The sequence below is a fragment of the Oceanimonas sp. CAM02 genome (assembly GCF_032842915.1).
GTDB lineage: Bacteria > Pseudomonadota > Gammaproteobacteria > Enterobacterales > Aeromonadaceae > Oceanimonas > Oceanimonas smirnovii.
Genome location: NZ_JAWJBK010000029.1, coordinates 116,433 through 141,968 on the forward strand (window position 1 = coordinate 116,433; position 25,536 = coordinate 141,968).

25 protein-coding genes are annotated in these 25,536 nt (G+C 56.8%); 23 read left to right on the plus strand and 2 right to left on the minus strand.

From position 1 onward, the window contains the following. Positions 1 to 10 precede the first annotated feature (10 nt). From secF to R0I78_RS09940, 22 genes are all read left to right on the plus strand, one after another. Positions 11 to 955: a protein translocase subunit SecF gene (gene secF / locus R0I78_RS09835; protein WP_019934297.1), complete on the plus strand. Its 945-nt coding sequence runs from the start codon at positions 11 to 13 to the stop codon at positions 953 to 955. Positions 956 to 1,099: 144 nt separating this feature from the next. Further along, the gene (gene nlpI, locus R0I78_RS09840; protein WP_317075202.1) at positions 1,100 to 1,975 is read left to right on the plus strand and encodes a lipoprotein NlpI; all 876 of its coding nucleotides are present in this window, start codon (positions 1,100 to 1,102) and stop codon (positions 1,973 to 1,975) included. A gap of 82 nt (positions 1,976 to 2,057) precedes the next feature. Next, complete coding sequence (gene trmJ, locus R0I78_RS09845) at positions 2,058 to 2,786, plus strand: tRNA (cytosine(32)/uridine(32)-2'-O)-methyltransferase TrmJ (RefSeq protein WP_019934294.1); 729 nt, start codon at positions 2,058 to 2,060, stop codon at positions 2,784 to 2,786. An 83-nt stretch (positions 2,787 to 2,869) separates the two neighbouring features. Next, a complete protein-coding gene (iscR, locus tag R0I78_RS09850) occupies positions 2,870 to 3,367 on the plus strand; it encodes a Fe-S cluster assembly transcriptional regulator IscR (protein ID WP_026344735.1) in 498 nt (165 codons plus the stop codon). 52 nt (positions 3,368 to 3,419) lie between these two features. Further along, the gene (locus R0I78_RS09855; protein WP_019934292.1) at positions 3,420 to 4,634 is read left to right on the plus strand and encodes an IscS subfamily cysteine desulfurase; all 1,215 of its coding nucleotides are present in this window, start codon (positions 3,420 to 3,422) and stop codon (positions 4,632 to 4,634) included. Between the two features lie 31 nt (positions 4,635 to 4,665). Next, positions 4,666 to 5,052: a Fe-S cluster assembly scaffold IscU gene (gene iscU / locus R0I78_RS09860; RefSeq protein WP_019934291.1), complete on the plus strand. Its 387-nt coding sequence runs from the start codon at positions 4,666 to 4,668 to the stop codon at positions 5,050 to 5,052. Between the two features lie 10 nt (positions 5,053 to 5,062). Continuing rightward, a complete protein-coding gene (gene iscA / locus R0I78_RS09865; protein ID WP_019934290.1) occupies positions 5,063 to 5,386 on the plus strand; it encodes an iron-sulfur cluster assembly protein IscA in 324 nt (107 codons plus the stop codon). 10 nt (positions 5,387 to 5,396) lie between these two features. Then, positions 5,397 to 5,915, plus strand: a complete 519-nt coding sequence (hscB, locus tag R0I78_RS09870) for a co-chaperone HscB (protein WP_317075203.1) — start codon at positions 5,397 to 5,399, stop codon at positions 5,913 to 5,915. Positions 5,916 to 5,920: 5 nt separating this feature from the next. Further along, the gene (hscA, locus tag R0I78_RS09875) at positions 5,921 to 7,765 is read left to right on the plus strand and encodes a Fe-S protein assembly chaperone HscA (RefSeq protein ID WP_019934288.1); all 1,845 of its coding nucleotides are present in this window, start codon (positions 5,921 to 5,923) and stop codon (positions 7,763 to 7,765) included. 2 nt (positions 7,766 to 7,767) lie between these two features. Further along, on the plus strand, positions 7,768 to 8,106 hold the full coding sequence (fdx, locus tag R0I78_RS09880) for an ISC system 2Fe-2S type ferredoxin (RefSeq protein ID WP_019934287.1): 339 nt from the start codon (positions 7,768 to 7,770) through the stop codon (positions 8,104 to 8,106). Between the two features lie 26 nt (positions 8,107 to 8,132). Beyond that, a complete protein-coding gene (iscX, locus tag R0I78_RS09885; protein ID WP_019934286.1) occupies positions 8,133 to 8,333 on the plus strand; it encodes a Fe-S cluster assembly protein IscX in 201 nt (66 codons plus the stop codon). Between the two features lie 156 nt (positions 8,334 to 8,489). Continuing rightward, positions 8,490 to 9,794: an aminopeptidase PepB gene (gene pepB, locus R0I78_RS09890; protein WP_317075204.1), complete on the plus strand. Its 1,305-nt coding sequence runs from the start codon at positions 8,490 to 8,492 to the stop codon at positions 9,792 to 9,794. 97 nt (positions 9,795 to 9,891) lie between these two features. After that, positions 9,892 to 10,323 carry a nucleoside-diphosphate kinase gene (gene ndk, locus R0I78_RS09895; RefSeq protein ID WP_317075205.1) on the plus strand — a complete coding sequence of 144 codons (432 nt, stop codon included), beginning with the start codon at positions 9,892 to 9,894 and terminating at the stop codon, positions 10,321 to 10,323. A 177-nt stretch (positions 10,324 to 10,500) separates the two neighbouring features. After that, complete coding sequence (locus R0I78_RS09900; RefSeq protein ID WP_019934283.1) at positions 10,501 to 11,619, plus strand: bifunctional tRNA (adenosine(37)-C2)-methyltransferase TrmG/ribosomal RNA large subunit methyltransferase RlmN; 1,119 nt, start codon at positions 10,501 to 10,503, stop codon at positions 11,617 to 11,619. Positions 11,620 to 11,643: 24 nt separating this feature from the next. Next, positions 11,644 to 12,426, plus strand: a complete 783-nt coding sequence (pilW, locus tag R0I78_RS09905; RefSeq protein WP_019934282.1) for a type IV pilus biogenesis/stability protein PilW — start codon at positions 11,644 to 11,646, stop codon at positions 12,424 to 12,426. After that, positions 12,419 to 13,345: a RodZ domain-containing protein gene (locus R0I78_RS09910; protein WP_317075206.1), complete on the plus strand. Its 927-nt coding sequence runs from the start codon at positions 12,419 to 12,421 to the stop codon at positions 13,343 to 13,345. Before pilW ends, R0I78_RS09910 begins: the two co-directional genes overlap by 8 nt. 20 nt (positions 13,346 to 13,365) lie before the next feature. After that, a complete protein-coding gene (gene ispG, locus R0I78_RS09915; protein WP_317075207.1) occupies positions 13,366 to 14,484 on the plus strand; it encodes a flavodoxin-dependent (E)-4-hydroxy-3-methylbut-2-enyl-diphosphate synthase in 1,119 nt (372 codons plus the stop codon). A gap of 42 nt (positions 14,485 to 14,526) precedes the next feature. Further along, positions 14,527 to 15,804 (plus strand): histidine--tRNA ligase, encoded by a 1,278-nt coding sequence (hisS, locus tag R0I78_RS09920; protein ID WP_317075208.1) that lies wholly within the window; start codon positions 14,527 to 14,529, stop codon positions 15,802 to 15,804. 1 nt (position 15,805) lies between these two features. Then, the gene (locus tag R0I78_RS09925; RefSeq protein ID WP_019934278.1) at positions 15,806 to 16,441 is read left to right on the plus strand and encodes a YfgM family protein; all 636 of its coding nucleotides are present in this window, start codon (positions 15,806 to 15,808) and stop codon (positions 16,439 to 16,441) included. 2 nt (positions 16,442 to 16,443) lie between these two features. Further along, entirely contained in the window at positions 16,444 to 17,616 is a 1,173-nt protein-coding gene (gene bamB, locus R0I78_RS09930) for an outer membrane protein assembly factor BamB (protein ID WP_019934277.1), read from the plus strand. Between the two features lie 76 nt (positions 17,617 to 17,692). Then, positions 17,693 to 19,195 (plus strand): ribosome biogenesis GTPase Der, encoded by a 1,503-nt coding sequence (der, locus tag R0I78_RS09935; protein WP_026344732.1) that lies wholly within the window; start codon positions 17,693 to 17,695, stop codon positions 19,193 to 19,195. Positions 19,196 to 19,317: 122 nt separating this feature from the next. After that, entirely contained in the window at positions 19,318 to 19,758 is a 441-nt protein-coding gene (locus tag R0I78_RS09940) for a universal stress protein (protein ID WP_317075209.1), read from the plus strand. Positions 19,759 to 19,763: 5 nt separating this feature from the next. On the opposite strand, the gene R0I78_RS09945 is transcribed toward R0I78_RS09940, so the two are convergent. Then, a complete protein-coding gene (locus R0I78_RS09945; RefSeq protein WP_019934274.1) occupies positions 19,764 to 19,904 on the minus strand; it encodes a hypothetical protein in 141 nt (46 codons plus the stop codon). Between the two features lie 89 nt (positions 19,905 to 19,993). Then, entirely contained in the window at positions 19,994 to 21,400 is a 1,407-nt protein-coding gene (gene mltF, locus R0I78_RS09950; RefSeq protein ID WP_317075210.1) for a membrane-bound lytic murein transglycosylase MltF, read from the minus strand. A 201-nt stretch (positions 21,401 to 21,601) separates the two neighbouring features. On the opposite strand from mltF, the gene purL reads away from it, so the two are divergent. Beyond that, complete coding sequence (purL, locus tag R0I78_RS09955; RefSeq protein ID WP_317075211.1) at positions 21,602 to 25,489, plus strand: phosphoribosylformylglycinamidine synthase; 3,888 nt, start codon at positions 21,602 to 21,604, stop codon at positions 25,487 to 25,489. Positions 25,490 to 25,536 lie beyond the last annotated feature (47 nt).

Genomic DNA, 25,536 nt, shown 5'->3' on the forward strand with positions numbered 1-25,536 from the left:
AGTTTGAGCGATGTTTGAAATCCTCAAGACCAGAGAGCCATTGCCTTTCATGCGCTTTTCAAAGGGCGCGACAGTACTCTCACTGATCCTGATGGCCCTGTGCTTTTTCAGCCTGGCCACCAAGGGCCTGAACTGGGGGCTGGACTTTACCGGCGGCACCGTTGTGGAAGTGGCCTTTGAGCAGGCAGTGGAGCTGGATGAAGTGCGCAATCAGCTGGATGGAGCCGGTCTTGGCGGGGCTACAGTGCAACACTTTGGCACCAGCCGTGACCTGCTGATCCGTATGCCACCTCAAGACGGTGCCAATGTGCAACAGCAGGGTGAGGAAGTCATGGCTGCCATGCAGCAGCTGTCGACGGATGCGCAAATGAAACGGCTGGAGTTTGTAGGGCCGTCTATCGGTAAAGAGCTGGCAGAGCAGGGTGGTCTGGCCATTCTGGTGGCGCTGCTGTGTATCCTGATTTATGTCGGAATTCGCTTTGAGTGGCGTCTGGCGTCCGGTGCCGTGTTGTCACTGGCGCACGATGTGATCATTACACTGGGCGTATTCTCCTGGATGCAGATTGAGGTGGATCTCACCATAGTTGCGGCATTGCTGACGGTGGTAGGTTACTCCCTCAACGACACCATAGTGGTATTTGACCGGGTAAGGGAAAACTTTCGCCGGGTCCGTGACACTACCACGGAGCGGGTATTTGACGAAGCCATCACCGATACCCTGAGCCGGACCTTGATCACCTCGGCCACCACCCTGGTGGTGGTAGTGGCGCTGTTCCTCAAGGGCGGTGCCCTGATCCACGGTTTTGCCACAGCACTGCTGTTGGGTATTGGTTTTGGTACCTACTCTTCTATTTATATTGCCAGTGCCTGGGCCATGCTGCTGGGAGTAACCCGGGAGCATATGCTGCCGCCCGTGGTAGAAAAGGAAGGAGCAGATCAGGAGCCCCTGACCTAAGCCGGATTTAATGAAAAACAAGGAGCCTGCGGGCTCCTTTTTTATTTTTCGGCGCTTTATGCCGATTGATTGCATTTGCAGCATGACAAACGCGCTGTGGCTGCATAACATGGGGAAATAGAAAAAGACAAGTTCGGAGCCTACTTGAAATACAGATTTTTGCCTGCTGCTCTGGCCCTGTTTGGCCTGATGCTAAATGGTTGCAGTACACCCGGTGTGGTCACACCCACTCTGGTATTGCCGGTGCCGATGCAGGTTTCCTACCAAAGCGAACTGGGCATTGCCCGTCTGGGACAGATGCTTAATGCCCCGGGATTAACCCCGGAGCAGCGAGCCGAGCTGTTTTTTCAGCGTGGCGTGGTGTTTGACCGGGTTGGTCTGCGTGCTATGGCCCGCCTTGACTTTAACCGGGCATTACGGGAACAGCCTGATTTTGCTGATGCCTATAATCTTAACGGCGTCTATCTGACTCAGAATCAGGAATTTGACGAAGCTTACGAGTCGTTCGACTCGGCACTGGAGCTGGCACCGGATTATGTCTATGCCAACCTGAACCGGGGTATTGCCTTGTATTATGGTGGCCGGCCCGAGCTTGCCGCGCGGGATTTACGGGTGTTTCTGGATGCCGAGCCCGCCGATCCTTATCGTTTGCTGTGGTGGCATCTGGCCCGTTACCAGATTGATGCCGAAGATGCGTTGACGACACTGGCTGCTCACCGTGATCAATATGGCACTGATGAATGGGCCTGGGACATAGTGGATGTCTATCTGGGCCGGCTGGCTCCCGAGGTGCTGTTAAGCCGTATTTCCGAGCAAAGCCAGGATAATCAGGAGCTGGCGGAAATGCTGTGCGAAGCCTATTTCTATCTGGCCAAGCTGGCTCAGCACAATGCTCAGCCCGAGCAGGCCGAGGTATATCTCAAGCTGGCCCTGGCGACTAACATTTATGATTTTGTCGAACATCGTTATGCGTTGCTGGAACTGGACTTGATTGGTCAGCAGGCAAGACTGAAACGCTGAGCCGGCTCACGATTAAAACCTGATCCACCGGTACGACTGTGTTAAAATCCTGCGCCTTAAGCGCAACGGAAACAAAGTCAATATGCTTGAGCAAGTACGCATCGTGCTGGTAAACACGTCTCATACCGGCAACATCGGCTCCGCCGCCCGGGCCATGAAAACCATGGGGCTGAGCGATCTCTGCCTGGTGGATCCGGTTTCTCCTCCCGATGGTCAGTCGGTGGCACTTGCAGCCGGTGCCAGCGATATTCTGGCCAATGCCCGCATTGTGCCCACGCTTGCCGAGGCAGTGGCCGACTGCGGTCTGGTGATTGGCACCAGTGCCCGTTCCCGTACCTGGTCCTGGCCCATGCTGGATGCTCGTCAGGCGGGGGAAAAAGCCATGACTGAAGCGCCCAATCACAAAGTAGCGCTGGTGTTTGGCCGGGAGCGTACCGGCCTGACCAACGAGGAGCTGCAGCAATGTCATTATCACGTTTCCATTCCTGCCAATCCGGACTACAGCTCCCTTAATCTGGCCATGGCCGTGCAGACACTCAGTTATGAAGTGCGTATGGCCTGGCTGGCGGGCAGCCATCACGAGCCGGAAGCCACCGATTATCCGCTGGCCGATGACCTGGAGCGCTTTTATGCTCATCTGGAGCAGACTCTGCTGGAGACCGGCTTTATTATTAAGCCCCATCCGGGACAGGTGATGACCAAGCTGCGCCGGTTGTTTAACCGGGCCCGGCCAGAGGATCATGAACTGAATATTTTGCGCGGTATACTGACTTCCGTACAGCGTTTTGGCACTCACAGAAAAGCAGAATAACCCAGTATTTCACTCGGCTATATACTTGACTAAAACACTCAGGTATGACAATCTGAGGCCATGTTCGAAAACGGTTTAACTTCATGAGACTGACATCGAAAGGGCGTTATGCTGTCACCGCCATGCTGGATGTGGCGCTGCATGCCAATAACGGACCGGTATCTCTGGCCGATATTTCCGAGCGACAGGGGATATCTCTGTCTTACCTGGAACAGTTGTTTTCCCGCCTGCGCAAACAAGGGCTGGTGAGCAGTGTCCGTGGTCCGGGAGGCGGTTATTTGCTGGGGCTTGAGCCCGCTGATATCTCTGTCGGGGCCGTGATTGCCGCTGTGGATGAGTCGGTCGATGCGACCAAGTGTCAGGGCAAGGGTGACTGCCACGGTGGTAATCAGTGTCTTACGCATTCATTGTGGTGTGCCCTGAGTGAGCGCATCAGCAACTTTCTGGATGCCATCTCCCTGGCGGAGCTGGTCAGCCAGAATGAGGTCCGGCGTATATCCGGAGAGCAAGACAAACATCTGAGCATGCTGAGCCTGAATGAGAAAGACGGTCAGCAAGTGAGCCTGAAAGTTCAACTTTAAAATGTCGATGACAAGACTGCCTTCAAAGGGCAGCGCTGGAACGGAGAATATGATGAAACTGCCCATTTATCTGGATTATGCGGCCACCTGCCCGGCAGATCCGCGCGTTGCTGAAAAAATGATGCAATACCTGACACCGGACGGCTTCTTTGGTAACCCGGCATCCCGCTCCCACCGCTTTGGCTGGCAGGCGGAAGAGGCGGTAGACATTGCCCGTAATCAGATTGCCGATCTGATCAACGCTGATCCCCGTGAAATTGTGTTCACCTCCGGTGCCACCGAGTCCGACAACCTGGCCATCAAGGGCATTGCCCACTTCTATGGCAAAAAGGGCAAGCACATTATCACCTCAAAAACCGAGCACAAAGCCGTGCTGGACCCTTGCCGTCAGCTGGAGCGGGAAGGATATGAAGTGACTTACCTTGAGCCGCAGTCCAATGGACTGTTTACTCTGGAGCAGATTGAAGGTGCTCTGCGTGATGACACCGTGCTGGTAAGCCTGATGCACGTAAATAACGAAACCGGTGTCATTCAGGACGTGAAAGCCATTGGTGAGCTGTGCCGCAGCCGCAAAATCATGTTCCATGTGGATGCGGCCCAGAGTGTGGGCAAGGTTCCGCTGGACGTACAGAGCATGAACATTGATCTGCTGTCCATGTCGGCACACAAAATTTACGGCCCCAAGGGCATTGGTGCTCTGTATGTATGCCGCAAGCCGCGGGTACGTCTGGAAGCTCAGATGCACGGCGGCGGTCATGAGCGGGGCATGCGCTCCGGCACGCTTCCCACTCACCAGATTGTGGGCATGGGTGAGGCCTTTCGTATTGCCAAAGAAGAAATGCAGGCTGAAAGCGAGCGTATTCTGGCGTTGCGTCAGCGTCTGTACAATGGCCTGAAAGACATTGAAGAAGTACATGTAAACGGCGATCTGGAACAGTCTGTTCCCGGCATTCTCAACATCAGCTTTGCCTATGTGGAAGGCGAGTCACTGATGATGGCGCTGAAAGATCTGGCGGTATCTTCCGGCTCGGCCTGTACCTCTGCCAGCCTGGAGCCGTCTTATGTGCTGCGTGCACTTGGCCTGACTGATGAACTGGCGCACAGCTCCATTCGTTTCAGCATTGGTCGTTTTACCACGGAAGAAGAAATTGATTACGCCATTCGTCTGGTAAATGAGTCCATTGGCCGCCTGCGCGACATGTCTCCGTTGTGGGAAATGTTCAAGGACGGCGTGGACCTGAATAAAGTTGAGTGGGCACACCATTAAGGTGTAAACGGATTGCGAGAGGAGCAGAATCATGGCTTACAGCGAAAAAGTAATTGATCACTATGAAAACCCCCGTAACGTGGGCGGTTTTGACAAAAACGACCCGAGCATTGCTACTGGCATGGTAGGTGCGCCTGCCTGCGGCGATGTAATGAAGCTGCAGCTGAAAATCACCGATGACGGCATTATTGAAGATGCCAAATTCAAGACCTATGGTTGTGGCTCTGCCATTGCCTCCAGCTCACTCATTACCGAATGGGTAAAGGGCAAGAGTCTGGATGAAGCAGCCAGCATCAAAAATACCGATATTGCCGAAGAACTGGCACTGCCGCCGGTGAAGATCCACTGCTCTATTCTGGCAGAGGACGCCATAAAGGCGGCCATCGACGACTACAAAAAGAAAAAGAACCTGGCGTAACGGAGATATTATGGCGATCACCATTACCGACGCGGCCGCCCGGCGGGTGCAGACCTTTCTTACCAACCGAGGCAAGGGCCTTGGCTTGCGCCTGGGGGTGAAAACCTCCGGCTGCTCCGGCCTGGCTTATGTGCTGGAGTTTGTGGATGAGCTGTCCGAAGGCGATCAGGTGTTCGAGCATGGCGAGGTCAAGGTGATCGTCGACAGCAAGAGCCTGGTTTACCTGGATGGCACCGAGCTGGACTTTGTTAAAGAAGGCCTGAACGAAGGCTTTCGCTTCAACAACCCGAACATGACCGGGGAATGCGGCTGCGGCGAGAGTTTTAACGTTTAAGGAAGGCAGCATGAATTATTTTGAGCTGTTTGGCCTGCCGGCCCAGTTCCGGATTGACGGTGAGGTACTGGCACAGGCCTATCGTCAGTTACAGACTCAGTTCCATCCCGATAAATTCGCCTCCCGCCCCGAGCGGGAGCGCCTGCAGGCGGTGCAACAGGCCGCCCGCATCAACGACGCCTTTTCTACCCTCAAAAACCCTCTGAGCAGAGCCGAATATCTGTTATCGCTGCAGGGCATGGATATTCGCGGCGAGCAGCAAACCCTGAAAGATCCCATGTTTCTGATGCAGCAAATGGAATGGCGCGAGCAGCTGGAAGAGATTCCTGCCGCCACCGATGTATTTGCTGCCATCATGGCCTTTGAGCGGGAGCTGAAGCAGGCTTCCGATGAATACTTCCGTGAGCTTGAGCAACAGCTGAGCGCCGCAGACTGGGAGCAGGCCGCCGACACGGTGCGCAAACTTAAATTTATGGCCAAGCTGCATGCTGAGCTTGAGCGGGTAGAAGACGCGCAGCAGGAATTCTGAATCTCATGGCATTATTACAAATATCCGAGCCGGGCCAGAGCGCGGCTCCTCACGAGCATAAATGGGCCATTGGCATCGATCTGGGTACCACCAATTCACTGGTGGCCGTGGTGCGCAGTGGTCTGGCAGAAACCCTGGCTGATGATCAAGGCCGGGAGTTATTGCCCTCTGTGGTGCATTACACCGCAGACGAAAAACGCATTGGTTACAGCGCCAAACAGGAAGCCGAGCTGGATCCGCAAAACACCATTATTTCGGTGAAGCGGCTGCTGGGCAAGGCCCTGGCAGACGTGCCGGTGCACAAGCTGCCCTACGACTTTTGCGATACCGGTGCCGGCATCATCGAGCTTAATACCCCTCAGGGACCGATGAACCCGGTGCAGGTGTCTGCCGATATTCTCAAGGCCCTTGGTGAGCGGGCCGAGCAGGTGCTGGGCAATCCGGTGAATGGTGCTGTGATTACAGTGCCGGCCTATTTTGATGATGCTCAGCGTCAGGGCACCAAGGACGCCGCTCAGCTGGCCGGCCTGAATGTGCTGCGCCTGCTGAACGAACCTACCGCCGCCGCCATTGCCTACGGCCTTGATTCCGGACAGGAAGGCGTCATAGCGGTATTTGATCTGGGTGGCGGTACCTTTGATATCTCCATTCTGCGTCTGCACAAGGGCGTGTTTGAAGTACTGGCCACCGGCGGTGACTCTGCTTTGGGCGGCGATGACTTCGATCATGCGCTGGCCGACTGGATTCAGCAGCAGGCGGGTATTGCCGGACTGACACCGGCACAGCAGCGCAATCTGCTGGATGTGGCCAACGCCGCCAAGGTGGCACTCACCGACAGTGAGACGATTACCGTCAGCTGGCAGGACTGGCAGGGGGAGCTGACCCGTGAGCAGTTCAACAGTCTTATTCAGCCCTGGGTGAACAAGACACTGATGGCCTGTCGCCGGGCGCTGAAAGACGCCGGCGTCAGTCAGGACGAGGTGCAGAATGTGGTGATGGTCGGTGGCTCTACCCGGGTTCCGCTGGTGCGGGAGCGGGTAGGGGACTTCTTTGCCCGTGAACCGCTCACCAGCATCGATCCCGACAAGGTGGTGGCGATTGGTGCCAGCATTCAGGCGGATATTCTGATTGGCAACAAGCCCGACAGCGACATGCTGCTGCTGGACGTGATTCCGCTCTCGCTGGGGCTGGAAACCATGGGTGGCCTGGTGGAGAAGGTGATTCACCGCAACACCACCATTCCCGTGGCCAAGGCCCAGGAATTCACCACCTTCAAGGACGGCCAGACCGCCATGGCCATTCATGTGGTACAGGGCGAGCGTGAGCTGGTGGCCGACTGCCGCTCCCTGGCCCGCTTTGAGCTCACCGGTATTCCGCCCATGGCCGCCGGTGCCGCCCATATTCGCGTTACCTTTCAGGTGGATGCCGACGGTCTGCTGTCGGTCAGCGCCATGGAAAAATCTTCCGGCGTGCAGGCCAGCATTGAGGTCAAACCCTCTTACGGCCTGAAGGAAGAAGATATATCCAGCATGCTCAAGGCCTCTTTTGAACATGCTCAGGAAGACATTGCCGCCCGTATGCTGGCGGAGCAGAAAGTGGAAGCGGCCCGGGTGGTGGAAAACATCATCAGCGCCCTGCAGGCCGATGGCGATGCGCTGCTCAGCGAGCAGGAGCAGGCCGGGATTATCGCCGCGCTGGAGTCTCTGCAGCAGGCAGCTCAGGGTGAAGATCCGGAGACCATCAAGCAGGCCATTGAACAGACCGACAAACAAACGGCCGACTTTGCCGCCCGCCGAATGGATGCCTCCATTCGCAAGGCGCTGGCCGGCCAACGAGTGGACAAGGTGTAACCATGCCGAAAATTGTATTTTTGCCTCATGCCGAGCTGTGCCCTGAAGGGGCCGCGCTGGAGGCCAAGACCGGTGAAACCGTACTGGATGTGGCACTGCGCAATGGCATCGACATTGAGCACGCCTGTGAGAAGTCCTGCGCCTGTACCACTTGTCATGTGATAGTGCGCGAGGGCTTTGACTCACTGGAAGAAAGCACCGAGCTGGAAGACGACATGCTGGACAAGGCCTGGGGGCTGGAGCCGGAGTCGCGCCTGGGGTGTCAGGCAGTTGTGGATGATGAAGATCTGGTGGTGGAAATTCCGCGCTATACCATCAATATGGTGTCGGAAGGCCATTAAGCGTAGCGATTCACCAAGGAGTTGATATGAGCCTGAAATGGACCGACAGCCAGGACATAGCACTGGCCCTGCTGGAAGAATATCCCGAGGTGGATCCCAAAACGGTGCGCTTTACCGATCTGCACCAGTGGATTTGTGCGCTGGACGAGTTTGACGATGAGCCGGAGCACTCCAACGAGCGCATTCTGGAAGCCATTATCCTCGCCTGGATGGACGAAGTCGACTGACTGAAAGCCAGAAGCTTGAAGCCGGAAGCCAGCCAGAATAATTTTAGACTTCCAGCTTTCAGCTCACCGCTTATAGCTTTCTTTCGAGCCACAGTGATACTGTGGCTTTTTCTGTTTTTCGACCAAACATTATTTATCAAAGAACAAGGAGTCATGATGTCTGCAACCATGAAGGTCATGCTGACCACAGACGCGGCCCCCGCCTGCTGGGGCGACAAGGCACTGCTCAGTTTTCATAATGACGAAGTGCATATTCACACCGGTGAAAATGAGGTTGCCCGCCGGGTGCAGCAGGCCGGCCGCAAGCTGGACGGCATGGGCATCAAGCAGCTGGCACTTTGTGGTGAGGGCTGGACTCTGGAAACCAGCTGGGCTTTTGCTCAGGGCTTTTACAACGCCAAGGGCGGCCAGCAGCTGGAGCTGGCCGAGCTTAGCGCCGATGATGAAATAGAGTTTAATGCCCGCCGCACCGCCATTAACTGGGTGCGGGAAATGATTAACGGCACGCCGGAAGACGTTTATCCGGCGTCACTGGCTACGGAAGCGGGCAAGTTTATACAGTCGCTGGCCCCCGATGCCGTGACCTATCGCATTTACAGCGGCGAGCAGCTTAAGGATCTGGGGCATATCGGCATTTATGAAGTAGGGCGGGGCAGCAGCCGGCCGCCTACGCTGCTGGAGCTGGATTATAATCCCGGTGGTAACCCGAATGCGCCGGTGGCGGCCTGTCTGGTGGGTAAGGGCATTACCTTTGACTCCGGCGGTTACAGCATCAAGCCCTCTGACGGCATGTCGGTCATGAAATCAGACATGGGCGGTGCCGCCACCGTTACCGGTGCGCTGGCGCTGGCTATTTCCCGGGGCCTGAATTACAGGGTGAAACTGTTTTTGTGCTGTGCCGAAAACCTGGTATCGGGCCATGCCTTCAAGCTGGGGGATATTCTTACCTACCGCAACGGCCTGACCGTGGAAATTCTCAATACCGATGCCGAAGGCCGGCTGGTGCTGGCAGACGGCCTGCTGGCGGCCTCGGCCACCGGCGCGCCCTTTATTCTGGATGCAGCCACCCTCACCGGTGCCGCCAAAATGGCCCTGGGCCGGGACTACAATGCCGTGTTCAGCATGAACGACGAGCTGGCGCTGCAAACCGTGCAGGCGGCCAAAGCGGAAGGCGAAAAAGCCTGGCCGCTGCCGCTGGAGCCGTTTCATCAGGGCCTGCTGACCTCCTCGTTTGCTGATATGGCTAATATTCATGCGGGTGAGGGGCAGGCGGGTGCTTCTACCGCCGCAGCGTTTTTGTCCCGCTTTGTGCCCGATAACGGCCGCAGCTGGGTGCATATGGATTTGTCGGGCTCTTACCAGAAGGTGCCCAACGACCTCTGGGCTGCCGGTGGCAAAGGCCACGGCGTGCGCACCATTGCCGCCATGCTGGCTCAGGTGTGCCAGAAACAAGGCGAATAAAATTCATCGCCGGCGGTGTTAACTCGCCGCCGGTTTTCGTATAATCCGCGCGTTTTTACTATCGAAAACAGAACCTGTTGATTTAAAGGATACTCCTATGGCTATCGAACGTACCTTCTCCATCGTCAAGCCCGACGCTGTTGCCAAAAACCTGATCGGCGCTATCTACGGCCGTTTTGAGTCTGCTGGCCTCAAGATTGTTGCTTCCAAAATGGTTCACCTGAGCCGTGAGCAGGCTGAAGGCTTCTACGCCGAGCACAGCGAGCGCCCCTTCTTCAAGGCTCTGGTTGACTTCATGACCTCCGGTCCGGTAATGGTTCAGGTACTGGAAGGTGAAAACGCCATTCTGCGTAACCGCGAAATCATGGGTGCCACCAACCCCGCCGACGCCCCGGCCGGTACCCTGCGTGCCGACTACGCTGACAGCATCGACGAAAACGCTGTACACGGCTCCGATGCTCCCGAGTCTGCTGCTCGCGAAATCGCTTACTTCTTCAGCGACGAAGAAATCTGCCCGCGCACTCGTTAATCACGAGCTGAACGGCAATAAAAAGGCGCTTCGGCGCCTTTTTTTGTACCTGTTATTTTACTGCTCTGAAAAGCCCGGCCGCATACGGCACTGGTTTTGCTTGCCACTGGCAACCCGGTGCTAAACTCTGTACAATTTTGCGCCCTGTAGGCTCTGGTAAAACGCGTGAGGCAACCGATGAGTGAAACCAAAATTAATCTGCTGGATCTGGATCGTGACGGCATGCGAGCACTCTTTCAGGAGATGGGAGAGAAACCTTTTCGTGCCGACCAGGTGATGAAGTGGATTTATCATTTCGGTTGCGACGATTTTGATCAGATGACCAACATCAATAAGGTGTTGAGAGGCAAGCTGAAGGAGCGCGCCGAAATTCGTGCGCCAGAGATAAGCGTTGAGAAAAAGTCTGCCGATGGCACCATCAAGTGGGCCATGATGGTGGGCGGACAGGAAGTGGAAACCGTCTATATTCCCGATGGTGACCGTGCCACTTTGTGCGTGTCTTCCCAGGTGGGCTGTGCCCTGGATTGTAAATTCTGCTCTACCGCTCAGCAGGGCTTTAACCGTAATCTGAAAGTATCTGAAATTATCGGTCAGGTCTGGCGTGCTGCCACTCGGGTTGGTTTTGTGCGTGACTCCGGCCGCAAACCCATCACCAATGTGGTGATGATGGGTATGGGCGAGCCGCTGCTTAACCTGAATAACGTAGTACCTGCCATGCGGCTGATGCTGGAAGACTATGGCTTTGGTCTGTCCAAGCGCCGGGTAACCTTGTCTACCTCCGGTGTGGTGCCCGCACTCGACAAAATGGCCGACATGATAGACGTGGCCCTGGCGGTGTCTTTGCATGCGCCCAACGACAAGCTGCGCTCCGAGATTATGCCGATCAACGACAAGTACAATATTGCCGAGCTGATCGCCAGCATTCGTCGTTATCTGGCGGTGTCCAATGCCAACCACGGCAAGGTGACCATAGAGTATGTGCTGTTGGATCATGTCAATGACGATATGCAGCATGCTCACGAGCTGGCCGAGCTGCTCAAGGATCTGCCCTGCAAGATCAATCTGATCCCGTTCAATCCGTTCCCGGGAAACCCCTACGGCAAGCCCAGCAACAGCCGCATTGACCGCTTTAACAAGGTGTTGATGCAATATGGCAACACTGTCACCATTCGCAAAACCCGGGGCGATGATATTGATGCCGCCTGTGGGCAGCTGGTGGGCGATGTGATTGACAGAACCAAGCGCACCATGAAAAAACGGATGCAGGAACAAAATATATCCGTCACAATGGTTTAACTCAAAAATACTGGCGGAAAAGTAATGCGAAAGGCCTTTTTGGTGCCGGCGCTGCTGATGGCGGGGGTGCTGACGGCTTGTGTAAGCGAAACCGTAAACCTGACCCAGGGGCGGCCGGCTGCCAATGTCAGGCCTGAACTGCCTCAGGCAGCACAAGCTCGCATGAACCTTGGTCTGGCTTATTTGCGTGAGGGAAATATCAGCCAGGCCAAATTCAACCTCGAGCGAGCCCTGACGCAAGACGAGACTAACCCTGATATTCATCTGTCACTTGCGTACTTTTATCAGCGAGTAACTGAATACGACAAGGCAGAGCAGCATTATCAGCGTGTGCTGGTGCTGGATGCCGAGCATGGTGACGGACTGAATAACTACGGTGCTTTTTTGTGTGACAGGGAACGATTTGACCAGGCTGATGTCATGTTCAGCAGGGCAATGGCTGTAGCAGGCTATGTCAAAGTTGCCGATACCCTCGAGAATGCTGCTGTGTGTGCTGCTAAAAGCGGCCGTGTAAAGGTGGCCCGGGAATACTATCGGCGTGCTTTGGAGTATGCTCCTGACAGATCTCAGTCGTTACTGGGGCTGGCTGAGCTTGAGCTTGCGCAGCAGGACCCGAACATGGCCCGGGTGTACCTTGACCGCTACCGGCAGCAATATGCTCCTTCAGCAAAAAGTTTGTGGCTGAGTGTGCTCAGTGCCCGAGCATTGGGGCTGAGCCAAGAGTATGAGACAGCGGGAGCTGAGCTGGTACGTTTATTTCCGGATTCAGAACAAGCCGAGCGATTCCTGACACATGACAATGAATGAACCCCAGTCTCTTGCGGGAGACGAACAGAACAACACTGATACTGGCCCGGGTAAACTGTTGCGTGACGCACGTGAACGCAGAGGCTGGAGTCAGCAGGATGTGGCGCACCGGCTTAATCTGCGCCTGGCCGTGATTGAGTCGATAGATGACGATCATTATACGGCTGGCGTTGCCCTGACTTTTTTGCGTGGTTACGTCAAAGCCTATGCCAAGCTGGTGGGAGTGAGCGAGCAACTGGCACTGTCGTCCTTTGATACCATGTCAGGCACCGAGCAGTTGCGTAGTGCCGGTCCGGCTCCCATGCAAAGCTTTTCCAAAAAGACCCGGCAACAGGCCAGTGACAAGTGGCTCAAACTCACCAGCTGGCTGGTGGTTCTGGGGCTGGTGGCCTCGCTGGTGTTCTGGTGGTGGCAAAATAGCAGTAATGGCTATACCGAGTCGCCCGTTATCGAGCCGGCGTCGGACTCTGCCACACAAGCACCGGCAACGACGCAGCCCGAGCCTGTTACTGAGGCTGAGCCTGTGCCGGAAGCTGAACCGGAGCCGGCGAGCGAACCGGCAGTCGCCCCTGAGACACTGTCCGGCCTGTCTCAGCCGGCCGGCAGCGAAGTCATTGCACCTGATACGCCTGCTGACACTGCGGCCGCCGCCATGCCGGCAGAGCCAGCGCCGGATCCCGAGCGACTGGTGCTGGGCTTTACCGCCGATTGTTGGATAAAAGTGACCGATGCCGAGGGCCGGGTGCTGTCTGAAGGTGTAAAAACATCCAGTGACCGTCTTGAGTTAACAGGCAAGCCGCCGTTCAGCCTGGTGCTGGGTGCGCCCCAGGCTGCCACTGTCGAATATTTGGATCAGATGGTGGATCTGACTTCCTTCCGTGCCGGACGGGTCGCCCGCCTGACTGTACCGAAATCCTGATATAACGAGCAAGAGTAACCATGTCCCAACACGAATCACCCATTATTCGCCGCAAGTCCAAGCAAATTCGTGTCGGCTCTGTGCTGGTAGGGGGCGATGCTCCCATCAGTGTGCAGACCATGACCAATACGTCTACCACCGATGTAGCAGCCACTCTGGCGCAGATTCGGGCAGTGGAAAAGGCCGGTGCCGACATAGTGCGGGTGTCTGTGCCTACCATGGAGGCGGCAGAAGCTTTTAAAGTCATTCGTGCCGGTACTTCCATCCCTCTGGTGGCAGACATTCACTTTGACTACCGTATTGCCCTGCAGGTCGCCGAATACGGGGCCGATTGCCTGCGTATCAACCCGGGTAATATCGGTCGGGAAGACCGTGTTCGTGCCGTAGTGGATTGTGCCCGGGATAAAGGTATTCCCATTCGCATTGGTGTGAACGGCGGCTCGCTGGAAAAGGATCTGCAGGAAAAATACGGTGAGCCTACCCCGCAAGCGCTGGTGGAGTCGGCCCTGCGCCATGTGGATATTCTCGATAAACTCAACTTTGACCAGTTTAAGGTAAGTGTTAAAGCCTCCGACGTATTTCTGGCGGTAGGTGCTTACCGGGAGCTGGCGCGTCATATTGAGCAACCGTTGCACCTGGGGATTACCGAAGCCGGCGGTTTTCGCAGCGGCGCAGTCAAGTCGGCCATTGGCCTGGGCATGCTGCTGGCGGAGGGCATCGGCGATACCCTGCGCATTTCCCTGGCAGCCGATCCGGTAGAAGAAGTGAAGGTAGGTTTTGATATTCTCAAGTCCCTGCGTATTCGTGCCCGGGGTATCAATTTTATTGCCTGCCCGTCCTGCTCCCGCCAGGAGTTTGATGTGATTGGCACCGTCAATGCGCTGGAAAGCCGGCTGGAAGACATCACCACTCCCATGGATGTGTCCATTATCGGCTGTGTGGTTAACGGCCCCGGTGAGGCGCTGATTTCCGATCTCGGGCTGGCCGGTGCCCAGCGCAAAAGTGCCCTTTATGATGGCGGCGAGCGGGTAGGACGGCTGGATAATGCTGATCTGGTGGATGCTCTTGAAAGCCGCATCCGTGCCAAGGTAGCCATGATGGATCCCGCCGCCCGCATTCCGGTGCAGGGCAAAGACTGAATCCGCTTCTTATTTTAATGATTTAACCCAGAGAACTTTTTTGTGGCCAAACAAATCCAAGCAATTCGAGGAATGAACGACTGCCTGCCGGAACAGACGCCGGCCTGGCAACAGGCAGAAAGCGTGCTGCGCAACACCATGAGCGCCTATGGTTACAGCGAGATCCGCCTGCCCATCATGGAGGTAACCGGCCTGTTTCAGCGCGCCATCGGTGAAGTGACCGATGTGGTGGAAAAGGAAATGTACACCTTTGAGGATCGCAGCGGCGACAGTCTGACCCTGCGTCCGGAAGGCACCGCCGGTTGTGTGCGCGCCGGCATAGAGCATGGCCTGCTCTACAATCAGGAGCGGCGCATGTGGTATATGGGTCCCATGTTTCGCTATGAGCGTCCGCAAAAAGGCCGCTACCGCCAGTTTCACCAGTTCGGAGTAGAAGTATTCGGCCTGAATGGCCCGGACATCGACGCCGAGCTGATTATGCTCACCGCCCGGCTCTGGAAAGCGCTGGGCGTGACCGAGCACCTGACCCTGCAGCTGAACAGCCTGGGCCAGCCGGAAGAGCGGGCGCAATACCGTCAGGCGCTGGTGGACTTTCTGCAGCAGCATGAAGACCGCCTGGATGAAGACTGTCGCCGGCGGATGCATACCAATCCGCTGCGGGTGCTCGACAGTAAAAACCCTGATGTACAGGCCCTGCTGGCCGATGCGCCGGTACTGTCCGATTACTTCGGTGAAGACACTCAAGCCCACTTCAAGGGGCTGCAGGCGCTGCTGAGCGCAGCCGGTATTCAGTTCGAGATAAACCCCCGGCTGGTGCGTGGTCTCGATTATTATAATCTCACCGTGTTTGAGTGGGTGACCGAAAGCCTGGGTGCGCAGGGTACCGTATGTGGCGGCGGCCGTTACGATGGCCTGGTGGAGCAGCTGGGCGGCCAGGCCACCCCGGCGGTAGGCTTTGCCATGGGCATGGAGCGGCTGGTATTGCTGCTGGAAACCCTGAATCAGGTGGCAGCGCAGCCGGCTCAGGCCGATATCTATGTGGCCATGATGGGTGACAGCACCAGAGCGGCAGGTTTTGCCCTGGCTGAGCAGCTGCGTGATGCCCTGCCGGCCCTCAGAGTGATGAGCCATTGCGGTGGCGGTAACTTCAAAAAGCAGCTCAAGCGGGCTGACAAGAGTGGCGCCGCCGTGGCGCTTATCCTCGGAGAAGATGAAGTTGCCAACGCTCAGGTGACCGTTAAATATCTGCGTGGTCAGGGTGAACAACAAACGCTGAACCAGAGTGAGCTGGTTACACTGCTCGAACAAAAGGGGATTTGAGTTGGACGTTTACAGCACGGAAGAACAACAGATTGAAGCCATCAAACGCTGGTGGCATGAATACGGCAAGGCCATTATTCTGGGCTCTGCCATTGGTCTGGCCGGTTTATTCGGCTGGCGTTATTACCAGAGTCATCAGGTAGAAACCCGCTCTGCCGGTGCCGAAGCCTTTGAACAGGTAAGCCGCAGTCTGGCAACCCGGGGCAGTGCTGCCTTTGACAGCGCTGCCACTTTTGTGGCCGAAAATCAGGGCAACAACTACGGTGAGCTGGCGGCCATGCTGCTGGCAGCAGAAGCGGTAAAAGCCAATGATCTCGAGCTGGCTAAAACTCAGCTGGAGCAAGCTTTGGCAGGAACTACCGATGAGGTGCTGAGCAACACCATAGCGCTGCGCCTGGCCCGAGTGCTAATTGCCACGGAAGAGTTCAGTGCCGCGCAAGGCCGGCTTGATGCCGTGAATGGTGCGGCCTTTGCTGCACAGAAAGCGGAAGTGCAGGGTGACCTTTACCTTGCTCAAAATCAGCCGGAGCAGGCCCGCAGTGCTTATGAGCAGGCCCGCAGCGCAGGTGGTGTGGGAGAAAATCCGGCGCTGACGCTGAAACTCGATAATCTTGCTGCAGCGCCACAAGGAGAATAAGGATGAGTACACCACTGCATCGTTTGTTGCCGTTAACACTGGCCCTGGGGCTTGCTGCTTGTTCAAGCCAGACGCCGGTTGCGCCGGCCAGTCCGTTGCCAGAGATTGATAACCGCTTTGAGATTAACACTCGCTGGTCTGATTCTGTAGGCAAAGGCGTAGGGGAATATTACTCTCAGTTGAGCCCTGTTATAGACGGAGAGCGTTTATTCGCCGCTGCCCGAAATGGTGTTATCAAGGCCTTTGATGCCGCCAGTGGCGAGGAGCTGTGGGAAGCCGAACTGGATGAGCTGGATATTAACCGGAATCAGCGCAGCCCGCGTCTTGCCGGGGGCCTGACCGCCGCCTATGGCAACCTCTATTTCGGCTCCGAGAATGGCGTTGTTTATGCCTTGTCTCAGGACGATGGTGCCGTGCTGTGGACGCAAAGCGTGCCCGGTGAAGTGCTGGCGGCGCCGGCAGTGGACGAAGGCAAGGTGGTGGTGCATACCAGTGCCGGTAACCTGGTGGCGCTGGATTCTGCCAGTGGTGAGCAGCAGTGGCTGTTGCGCAACGAGCAGCCCAGTCTGACCCTGCGCAGCATGGCCACGCCCATTACCACCGGTGGCGCCGTGCTCTATGGCCGCGCCGACGGGCGTCTGGGCATTGCCCTGCTGGCCAATGGTCAGCCGGTGCGTGACACCCGTATTGCCAGCCCCCGCGGTGCCACCGAGCTGGAGCGGATGGTGGATGTGGCCTCAAAGCCGGTGATCCTGGGCGATATTTTGTTCACCATGGCTTATAATGGCCAGCTGACTGCGCACCAGCTGGTTTCCGGCCAGCAATTATGGAAACGCCAGTATCAGGGGTCGGAAGATCTGAGTACAGACGGCCGTCTGCTGTTTATTACCGACAGCCGCAGTCACCTGTTTGCGGTGGATGCCCGCAGTGGCAGCGAAGTTTGGTCCAACACCGAGCTGGAAAACCGCCGCCTGACCGCACCCGTGGTGTTTGGTGATTATCTGGTGGCTGGCGATGGTGACGGCTATCTTTACTGGCTGGATCGTAACAGCGGCGAGTTGCTCTCGCTGGAACGCATAGACAGCGCCGGCCTGTATGTGGCCCCTGTGGTTGCCGGAGATACGCTTTATGTGCAAAGCCGTGATGGTGAACTGGTGGCGATAGCCCGCCCCTGATTGAGTTCCGCGGTGTTGCCCTCGGCTCCTGATCCCAACAATCAGGAGCCGTTATTGTTTTTTGGAGATGTTTTTTATGATGCCAGTTGTGGCTCTGGTGGGCCGTCCCAATGTGGGCAAGTCCACTCTGTTTAACCGCCTGACCCGCACCCGTGATGCCCTGGTGGCAGACTTTCCCGGCCTGACCCGGGATCGCAAATACGGTCAGGCCCGCTTTAATGAGCTTGAATATATTCTGGTAGATACTGGGGGTATCGACGGCAGCGAGCAGGGTATCGAGCTGGAAATGGCGACTCAGTCGCTGGCTGCCATTGACGAAGCCGATGTGGTGCTGTTTATGGTAGACGCCCGTGCCGGACTGACCTCGGCCGATGAGGCCATTGCTGCTCATCTGCGCCGTTGCCAGAAGAAAACCCTGCTGGTGGCGAACAAAACAGACGGTATTGATGCCGACTCGGCCACCGGTGAATTCTATCAGCTGGGTTTGGGAGAGATTTATCAGATTGCCGCGGCTCACGGCCGGGGTGTGCTGACTTTGCTGGAAACAGCCCTGGCACCGCAGCTGGAGCAGCTTGCCGCCGGCTCTGCACCGGCTGACGAGGCCGGGGACATTGATGAAGACGGACTGGAATTTGACGATGCCATGCTGGAAGACGCCATGGCAGTGTTGGATGAAGTAGAGGAAGAAGAGGCCATTCCCTTTGAAGATGCGCCCATCAAGCTGGCCATTGTAGGCCGGCCCAATGTAGGCAAGTCTACCCTGACCAACCGCATTCTGGGTGAAGAGCGGGTGGTGGTATATGACATGCCCGGCACCACTCGTGACTCCGTGTATATTCCCATGCAGCGGGACGAGCAGGATTACATTCTGATCGACACCGCCGGTGTGCGCCGCCGTGGCAGGGTACATGAGGCGGTAGAAAAATTTTCGGTGATCAAGACGCTCAAGGCCATTGAAGACGCCAACGTGGTGCTGCTGGTGCTGGACGCCCGGGAAGGCATTTCCGATCAGGATCTCAGTCTGCTGGGCTTTGTGCTCAATGCCGGCCGCAGTATTGTGCTGGCGGTGAACAAGTGGGACGGTCTGAGCACAGACGTGCGTGATGAAATCAAGCGCGAGCTGGATCGCCGGCTGGGCTTTATCGATTTTGCCCGCCTGCATTTTATCTCAGCACTGCACGGCAGTGGTGTGGGTAATCTGTTTGAGTCGGTAAAAGAAGCTTACGCTTCAGCCACTAAACGGGTAAATACCTCCATGCTGACCCGCATTATGCAGATGGCTCAGGACGATCATCAGCCGCCGCTGGTACGGGGCCGCCGGGTGAAACTCAAATATGCCCATGCCGGTGGTTATAATCCGCCGCGTATTATCGTGCACGGTAATCAGGTGAAAGACCTGCCTGATTCTTATAAGCGCTATCTGATCAACTACTTCCGCCGCTCGCTGCAGGTGGTGGGCACGCCCATTCGCGTCGAGTTTCAGGAAGGGGATAATCCTTATGCCGGTATCAAGAACAAGCTGACCGCCAGCCAGTTACGTAAGCGCAAGCGTCTGATGAAGCACCTGAAGAAAAAGTAATCTGTTCAAAACGCCGGCTCTGCCGGCGTTTTTTCTCAAATGACCCCCATCCTTTTTGCGCACAGCGCTACTCCTGCCTAGTCTTGATATGCATTGCCATATTTTGATTCCATGGAGGATATATGTACAAATCGTTACTGGTTGCGGTAGATGGTTCCAAACATGGCCGCAAGGCGCTGGAGCTGGCCTGTCATCTTGCCAGGGTAGACAATGCGGAGCTGCACATACTGCATGTGCCCGAAGTGCTGCCCCATGAAGCGACCTTAATCTGGGGAATTGGAGCGGTGGCCATCAGTGATGAGCTTAAAGAAATGGAAGCGCTGGGCAATCGTATTCTGGCAGGAGCGGAGGCCGAAGCGCAAAAATTGGGTGTGAGCAATATTTATACCCATGTCGATAAAGGGGAACCTGCCCGGACCATTTTAAAACAGACCGAAAAACTCGGTGTGGATGTGGTGGTGCTGGGCACCAGAGGCCTGGGTGATCTGGCTGGTCTGGTGATGGGCAGCGTGTCTCACAAGGTGGCCAACAGCGCCAAGTGCGGCGTGATCACTGTTCGCTGAATGGGTCAGTCAAAACTGGCCTGGGTCAGAAAATAAGTGGTGCTGCGGCGCAATATCTTGCGGCGCACATCCTGCATCATCAGCCGGCGGCGGGAGCCGGCTGCGGGCTTGTGATGTTTCAGCAGATTACGTTTTCTTCTCAGCATTCTCATGCTCCTTATTATCGGGGCCGCCGCATCAGCGGCCTTTTTGTTTTATTATCAGCTGATCATAACGGCGTAAAGTGACAATACCGTTAAAGTGCCGATTTTGTCGGCTGGCTCTCATGCTGAGTGCTGGTAAGCTGAGTGTCAGTGGTGGGCTTATAAAGCCACTGCAGGCTTTGATAGTACTGACGGATATTGTTGACAAATTTTTGCGCTTCCCGCCCTCTGGCATAGCCGTAGCGGGTTTTACGATGCCATTTGGGCTGATGCAGCAGAGGCAGATTGGCTTTGACCTCTGCCCATGCATTGGGATCCTGACCGCGCAGCCGGGTAATCCGGCGGGCATCAAGCAGGTGCCCCAGGCCTATGTTATAGGCCGCCAGCGCAAACCAGACGCGCTCGCTGTGAGGAATGCTTTCCGGCAACCTCTCTATCAATGAAGCCAGATAACTGGCCCCGCCACGAATACTTTGCTCGGGATCAAGCCGGTTATCCACACCCACTTGCCGGGCGGTATCTTCGGTCAGCATCATCATACCGCGCACACCGGTATAGGACTGGGCATCGGGCTGCCAGTGCGACTCCTGATAGCTGACTGCAGCAATCAGTCGCCAGTCCAGGGAGCCGGCATGTCGCTCAAACAGCGGACGATATTGAGGCAGCAGATCTTCAGCCCGGCGCAAAAAAATACGGGTATCGACGTAATCAAAGTCCTGAATATGACCAAAGTATTTTTCATTCAGCCGGGCCTGGGTGCCACTGTCGCGTTCGATAGCAAAGTAATCCAGCATGGCGGCCAGCAGACTGTCATCGTCACGGCTATCCATCACCCAGGATACCGGCTGAGAGCCGGGTAAAGTAAAAGCGGCATCTATGCCCGGGTAATAACGCTGGGTGCGTGCCAGCAGAGTATCTTCCACCAGGGTGTAGTCGGCCCGGCCCTCGGCCACCTGCCGCAATAAATCTTCTGCATCCGTGTCTTTACGGGACTCCCAGCTGAGCGCCGGCTGTTGTTGTTCAAGGCGCTGCAACCATTCCGCCTGACTGGAGCCGGCCATCACCCTGACAGTACCCTGTAACTGCTGCAGATCCTGCGGCCGGGCTTCGCCCTTGCGATAGACCAGAGTCTGTGCCACTTCATAGAGAGCGGGCCCAAAACGGTAGTGTTCCCGGCGGGTGCTGCTACCCACCAGACCGGCAGCCAGCATATCGACCCGGCCGTTATCCAGCAGAGCAAACAGCTCCTCCAGGCTGTATACCGGCACCATGGTCAGCTGTACTCCCAGATAATCAGCAAAGCCGCGGGCCAGCTCATAATCCAGGCCTTCTTCCTGCTCATTACGCAAAAAGTAGTAAAGCGGATGATAAAGGGTGCCTACCCTCAGCTCTCCTCTGGACTGAATGTGGCTGTGCTGGTTGGCATTGTTATCGCTGTCATCACAGCCGGCCAAAATAAGCAACCCCAGCAACAGCCATTGTCTAGCAAGCATACGCATGGTCAGCACTGACAACTCCAAGAGAAAAAATCACGCCACTTTATAGCAAAAGCCGACGCTTTAGTCAGGTTATTGCCGATATTTACGGCAGTCTGTCACATCAGACAGGGGTAAATCGGCGTCGACAGGGCAGGGGCGTAAACCTATAATACCGCCAGTTTGAGAACCCCCCATACACTCACGCTTTGAGAATTAGCCACTATGGAAATACTGAGAGGCTTACCGGCCTTATCCGGTTTCAGAACCCAGGCGATTATTCGTCGTGCCGAGGCACAGTCCCTGCCGTTATCCGCCATTGAAACCGAGTATGTGCACTTTGTCGCTCTGACCGCCGAACTCGACGAGACGGGCCGGCAAACTCTGGTTCAGCTGCTCGACAGCCCCGCCGATGGCATTACCCCCGCTGCCGGCAGCCACCTGGTGCTGGTGACCCCACGCCCCGGCACCCTTTCTCCCTGGTCGTCCAAGGCCACCGACATTGCCCGCAACTGTGGCCTGACGCAGGTCAAACGTATTGAACGTGGCATCATCTATTATCTTTCTTTTGAGCGTGAGCCGTCTGCCGCCGAACTTGATGCCGTCAGCCAGTTGCTGCACGACCGCATGACCGAAGCCACCTTTGCCAGTCTTGCCGGGGCCGAGTGTCTGTTTGCCGAGTCTCAACCGGCCCCGCTGACCTCGGTGGATATTCTCGGTGGTGGCCGCGACGCCCTGGCCGAGGCCAACCTGCGCATGGGGCTGGCGCTGGCGGATGATGAAATTGATTATCTGTTTGACGGCTTCAGCAAGCTGGGCCGTAACCCCAACGACATTGAACTCTATATGTTTGCTCAGGCCAACTCGGAGCATTGTCGTCATAAAATTTTCAATGCCGACTGGACCATAGACGGCGTCGAGCAGCCCAAGTCGCTGTTTAAAATGATCAAAAATACCTTTGAGCAGAACCCTGAATATGTGCTTTCTGCCTACAAGGACAACGCCGCCGTGATGGCCGGCTCGCCGGCGGGCCGGTTTTTCCCCAGCCCAGAGTCTGGCGAGTACCGTTATCATCAGGAAGATATTCATATTCTGATGAAGGTGGAAACCCATAACCACCCTACCGCTATCGCGCCCTATTCCGGTGCTGCCACCGGCTCCGGCGGTGAAATTCGTGATGAAGGTGCCACCGGCCGGGGTTCTAAGCCCAAAGCCGGTCTGGTGGGATTCAGCGTGTCCAACCTGAAGATTCCCGGTTATGCACGCCCCTGGGAGCAGGACTTCGGTAAGCCCGAGCGCATTGTCAGCGCCCTCGATATCATGATCGACGGCCCCTTGGGTGGTGCTGCCTTCAATAACGAATTCGGCCGTCCGGCCCTGCTGGGTTATTTCCGTACCTATGAAGAGCAGGTTGCCAGCTTTAACGGCGAGGAAGTGCGCGGTTATCACAAGCCCATCATGATCGCCGGCGGTCTGGGCAACATTCGCGGCGAACATGTGGAAAAAGGCGAGATTCCGGTCGGTGCCAAACTGGTGGTGCTGGGCGGTCCGGCCATGAACATTGGTTTGGGCGGCGGTGCCGCTTCTTCCATGACCTCGGGCCAGTCCTGTGAAGATCTGGACTTTGCTTCGGTGCAGCGGGATAACCCCGAGATGGAGCGTCGCTGCCAGGAAGTGATTGACCGTTGTTGGGCCATGGGTGATGACAACCCGATTGTGTTTATTCATGATGTCGGTGCCGGTGGCCTGTCCAACGCCATGCCGGAACTGGTCAACGACGGTGATCGTGGTGGCCGTTTCTACCTGCGTGATATTCCCAACGACGAGCCGGGCATGAGCCCGCTGCAGATCTGGTGTAACGAGTCTCAGGAGCGCTATGTACTGGCGGTGGCCGATGACCGTCTGCCTGAGTTTGAAGCCTTCTGCCGCCGTGAGCGGGCTCCCTATGCGGTGATCGGTGAAGCCACTGCCGAGCGTCACCTCAGCCTGCATGATGAGCATTTCGATAACCAGCCCATCGATATGCCGCTGGAGGTGCTGCTGGGCAAGCCGCCCAAAATGCACCGCGACGTGGAAAGTGCACAGCATCAGAGCCCGGCATTGGATCTGCACGGCATCAACCTGAAGGACGCCGCCGAGCGTGTTATGACACTGCCTGCTGTGGCTGATAAAGGCTTTTTGATCACCATCGGTGACCGCACCGTCACCGGTCTGGTGGCCCGGGATCAGATGGTAGGCCCCTGGCAGGTGCCGGTAGCCGACTGTGCGGTGACCGCCGCCGCCTACGATACTTATGCCGGTGAAGCCATGTCCATGGGCGAGCGCGCCCCGGTGGCGCTGCTTGATTTTGCCGCTTCTGCCCGGCTGGCGGTGGCCGAGGCCATCACCAACATTGCCGCCACCGAAATTGGCGAGCTCAACCGCATCAAGCTGTCAGCCAACTGGATGTCTGCCGCCGGTCACCCTGGTGAAGACGCCGGTCTGTACGAGGCAGTCAAGGCCGTGGGTGAAGAGCTGTGCCCGGTGCTGGGGCTGACTATACCGGTAGGCAAGGACTCCATGTCGATGAAGACCCGCTGGCAGCAGGATGGCGAAGACCGCAGCGTCACCGCACCGCTGTCGCTGGTGATCTCCGCCTTTGGCCGGGTCACCGATGTGCGCAGCACCGTCACTCCCTGGCTGCGCACCGATATGGGTGACACCGATCTTATTCTGGTGGATCTGGGTAACGGCAAGAACCGCCTCGGTGCGTCGGCACTGGCCCAGGTGTATCGTCAGCTGGGTAATCAGCCGGCCGATCTGGACGACGCCGAACAGCTCAAGGGCTTCTTTAATGCCATGCAGACACTGGTGGCCGATAAAAAACTGCTGGCCTACCACGACCGGGGCGACGGTGGTCTGTTTGTGACGCTGGCGGAAATGGCCTTTGCCGGTAATACCGGTCTGAATGTGGAGCTGGATCTGCTGGGCGCTGATCATCTTGCCGCCCTGTTCAGCGAAGAGCTGGGTGCCGTGCTGCAGGTGCGCCGTGATGACAAGGAAGCCGTGCTGACCTGCCTGGCCGGCCACGGTCTGGCTGCCTGCACCCATGTGATTGGCGGTCTCAATAACGACGATACCCTGCGTGTGCTGGCCAACGGCGAAGAAGTGTATGCTGAAAGCCGCACTGAGCTGCGCCGGCTCTGGTCCGAGACCAGCTATCGCATGCAGGCGCTGCGCGACAATCCCGAGTGTGCCAAGGCCGAGTTCGAGGCCAAGCTGGAAAGCAATCCCGGTCTGTCTGCGTCCTTGATCTTTGATCCCAAGGAAGATATCGCTGCGCCTTACATTGCCAGGGGTGTGCATCCGAAAATGGCCATTTTGCGCGAGCAGGGCGTTAACTCCCACATGGAAATGGCTGCCGCTTTTGACCGGGCCGGCTTCAGCGCCGTGGACGTGCATATGAGCGATCTGCAAAGTGGCCGTCTGCGCCTAGACGAGTTTGCCGGCCTGGTGGCCTGTGGTGGCTTCTCTTACGGCGACGTGCTGGGTGCCGGTGGTGGCTGGGCCAAGAGTGTTCTCTTTAATGAGGCGCTGCGGGCTCAGTTCGAGGCCTTCTTTCAGCGCAACGACAGCTTTGCTCTCGGCGTGTGCAACGGTTGCCAGATGTTGTCCCAGCTGCGGGATCTGATCCCCGGTGCGGCCCATTGGCCGGACTTTGTGCGTAACACTTCAGAGCGCTTTGAAGCCCGTTTCAGCCTGGTGGAGGTGCAGGAATCTCCCAGCCTGTTCCTGTCCGGCATGGCCGGCTCCCGCCTGCCTATTGCCGTGTCTCACGGTGAAGGCCGGGTGCAGCCCAAGCGTGCCGACATTGCCACCCTGGAAGCCAGCGGCACGGTAGTGCTGCGCTTTGTGGACAATCACGGCCAGGCCACTGAACGTTATCCGTTTAACCCCAACGGCTCTGCCAACGGCATTACCGGCCTGACCAGCGAAGACGGCCGGGTGACCATTATGATGCCGCACCCGGAGCGGGTATTCCGCACCGTGGCCAATTCCTGGCATCCGGATAACTGGGGCGAAGACAGTGGCTGGATGCGGATGTTCCGCAATGCCCGCAAGCATCTCGGCTGAATTTGCCATTTGCATCTCAAAATAAAAGGCCCGCAATTGCGGGCTTT

Coding starts and splice junctions, on each gene's coding strand:
- iscA (WP_019934290.1), top strand. CDS start 5,063: ATGGCGATCACCATTACCGACGCGGCCGCCCGGCGGGTGCAGACCTTT.
- R0I78_RS09940 (WP_317075209.1), top strand. CDS start 19,318: ATGTACAAATCGTTACTGGTTGCGGTAGATGGTTCCAAACATGGCCGC.
- trmJ (WP_019934294.1), top strand. CDS start 2,058: ATGCTTGAGCAAGTACGCATCGTGCTGGTAAACACGTCTCATACCGGC.
- R0I78_RS09945 (WP_019934274.1), bottom strand. CDS start 19,904: ATGCTGAGAAGAAAACGTAATCTGCTGAAACATCACAAGCCCGCAGCC.
- iscU (WP_019934291.1), top strand. CDS start 4,666: ATGGCTTACAGCGAAAAAGTAATTGATCACTATGAAAACCCCCGTAAC.
- fdx (WP_019934287.1), top strand. CDS start 7,768: ATGCCGAAAATTGTATTTTTGCCTCATGCCGAGCTGTGCCCTGAAGGG.
- hscB (WP_317075203.1), top strand. CDS start 5,397: ATGAATTATTTTGAGCTGTTTGGCCTGCCGGCCCAGTTCCGGATTGAC.
- mltF (WP_317075210.1), bottom strand. CDS start 21,400: ATGCGTATGCTTGCTAGACAATGGCTGTTGCTGGGGTTGCTTATTTTG.
- R0I78_RS09900 (WP_019934283.1), top strand. CDS start 10,501: ATGAGTGAAACCAAAATTAATCTGCTGGATCTGGATCGTGACGGCATG.
- ispG (WP_317075207.1), top strand. CDS start 13,366: ATGTCCCAACACGAATCACCCATTATTCGCCGCAAGTCCAAGCAAATT.
- R0I78_RS09910 (WP_317075206.1), top strand. CDS start 12,419: ATGAATGAACCCCAGTCTCTTGCGGGAGACGAACAGAACAACACTGAT.
- pilW (WP_019934282.1), top strand. CDS start 11,644: ATGCGAAAGGCCTTTTTGGTGCCGGCGCTGCTGATGGCGGGGGTGCTG.
- R0I78_RS09855 (WP_019934292.1), top strand. CDS start 3,420: ATGAAACTGCCCATTTATCTGGATTATGCGGCCACCTGCCCGGCAGAT.
- bamB (WP_019934277.1), top strand. CDS start 16,444: ATGAGTACACCACTGCATCGTTTGTTGCCGTTAACACTGGCCCTGGGG.
- hscA (WP_019934288.1), top strand. CDS start 5,921: ATGGCATTATTACAAATATCCGAGCCGGGCCAGAGCGCGGCTCCTCAC.
- purL (WP_317075211.1), top strand. CDS start 21,602: ATGGAAATACTGAGAGGCTTACCGGCCTTATCCGGTTTCAGAACCCAG.
- secF (WP_019934297.1), top strand. CDS start 11: ATGTTTGAAATCCTCAAGACCAGAGAGCCATTGCCTTTCATGCGCTTT.
- iscR (WP_026344735.1), top strand. CDS start 2,870: ATGAGACTGACATCGAAAGGGCGTTATGCTGTCACCGCCATGCTGGAT.
- pepB (WP_317075204.1), top strand. CDS start 8,490: ATGTCTGCAACCATGAAGGTCATGCTGACCACAGACGCGGCCCCCGCC.
- der (WP_026344732.1), top strand. CDS start 17,693: ATGATGCCAGTTGTGGCTCTGGTGGGCCGTCCCAATGTGGGCAAGTCC.
- ndk (WP_317075205.1), top strand. CDS start 9,892: ATGGCTATCGAACGTACCTTCTCCATCGTCAAGCCCGACGCTGTTGCC.
- iscX (WP_019934286.1), top strand. CDS start 8,133: ATGAGCCTGAAATGGACCGACAGCCAGGACATAGCACTGGCCCTGCTG.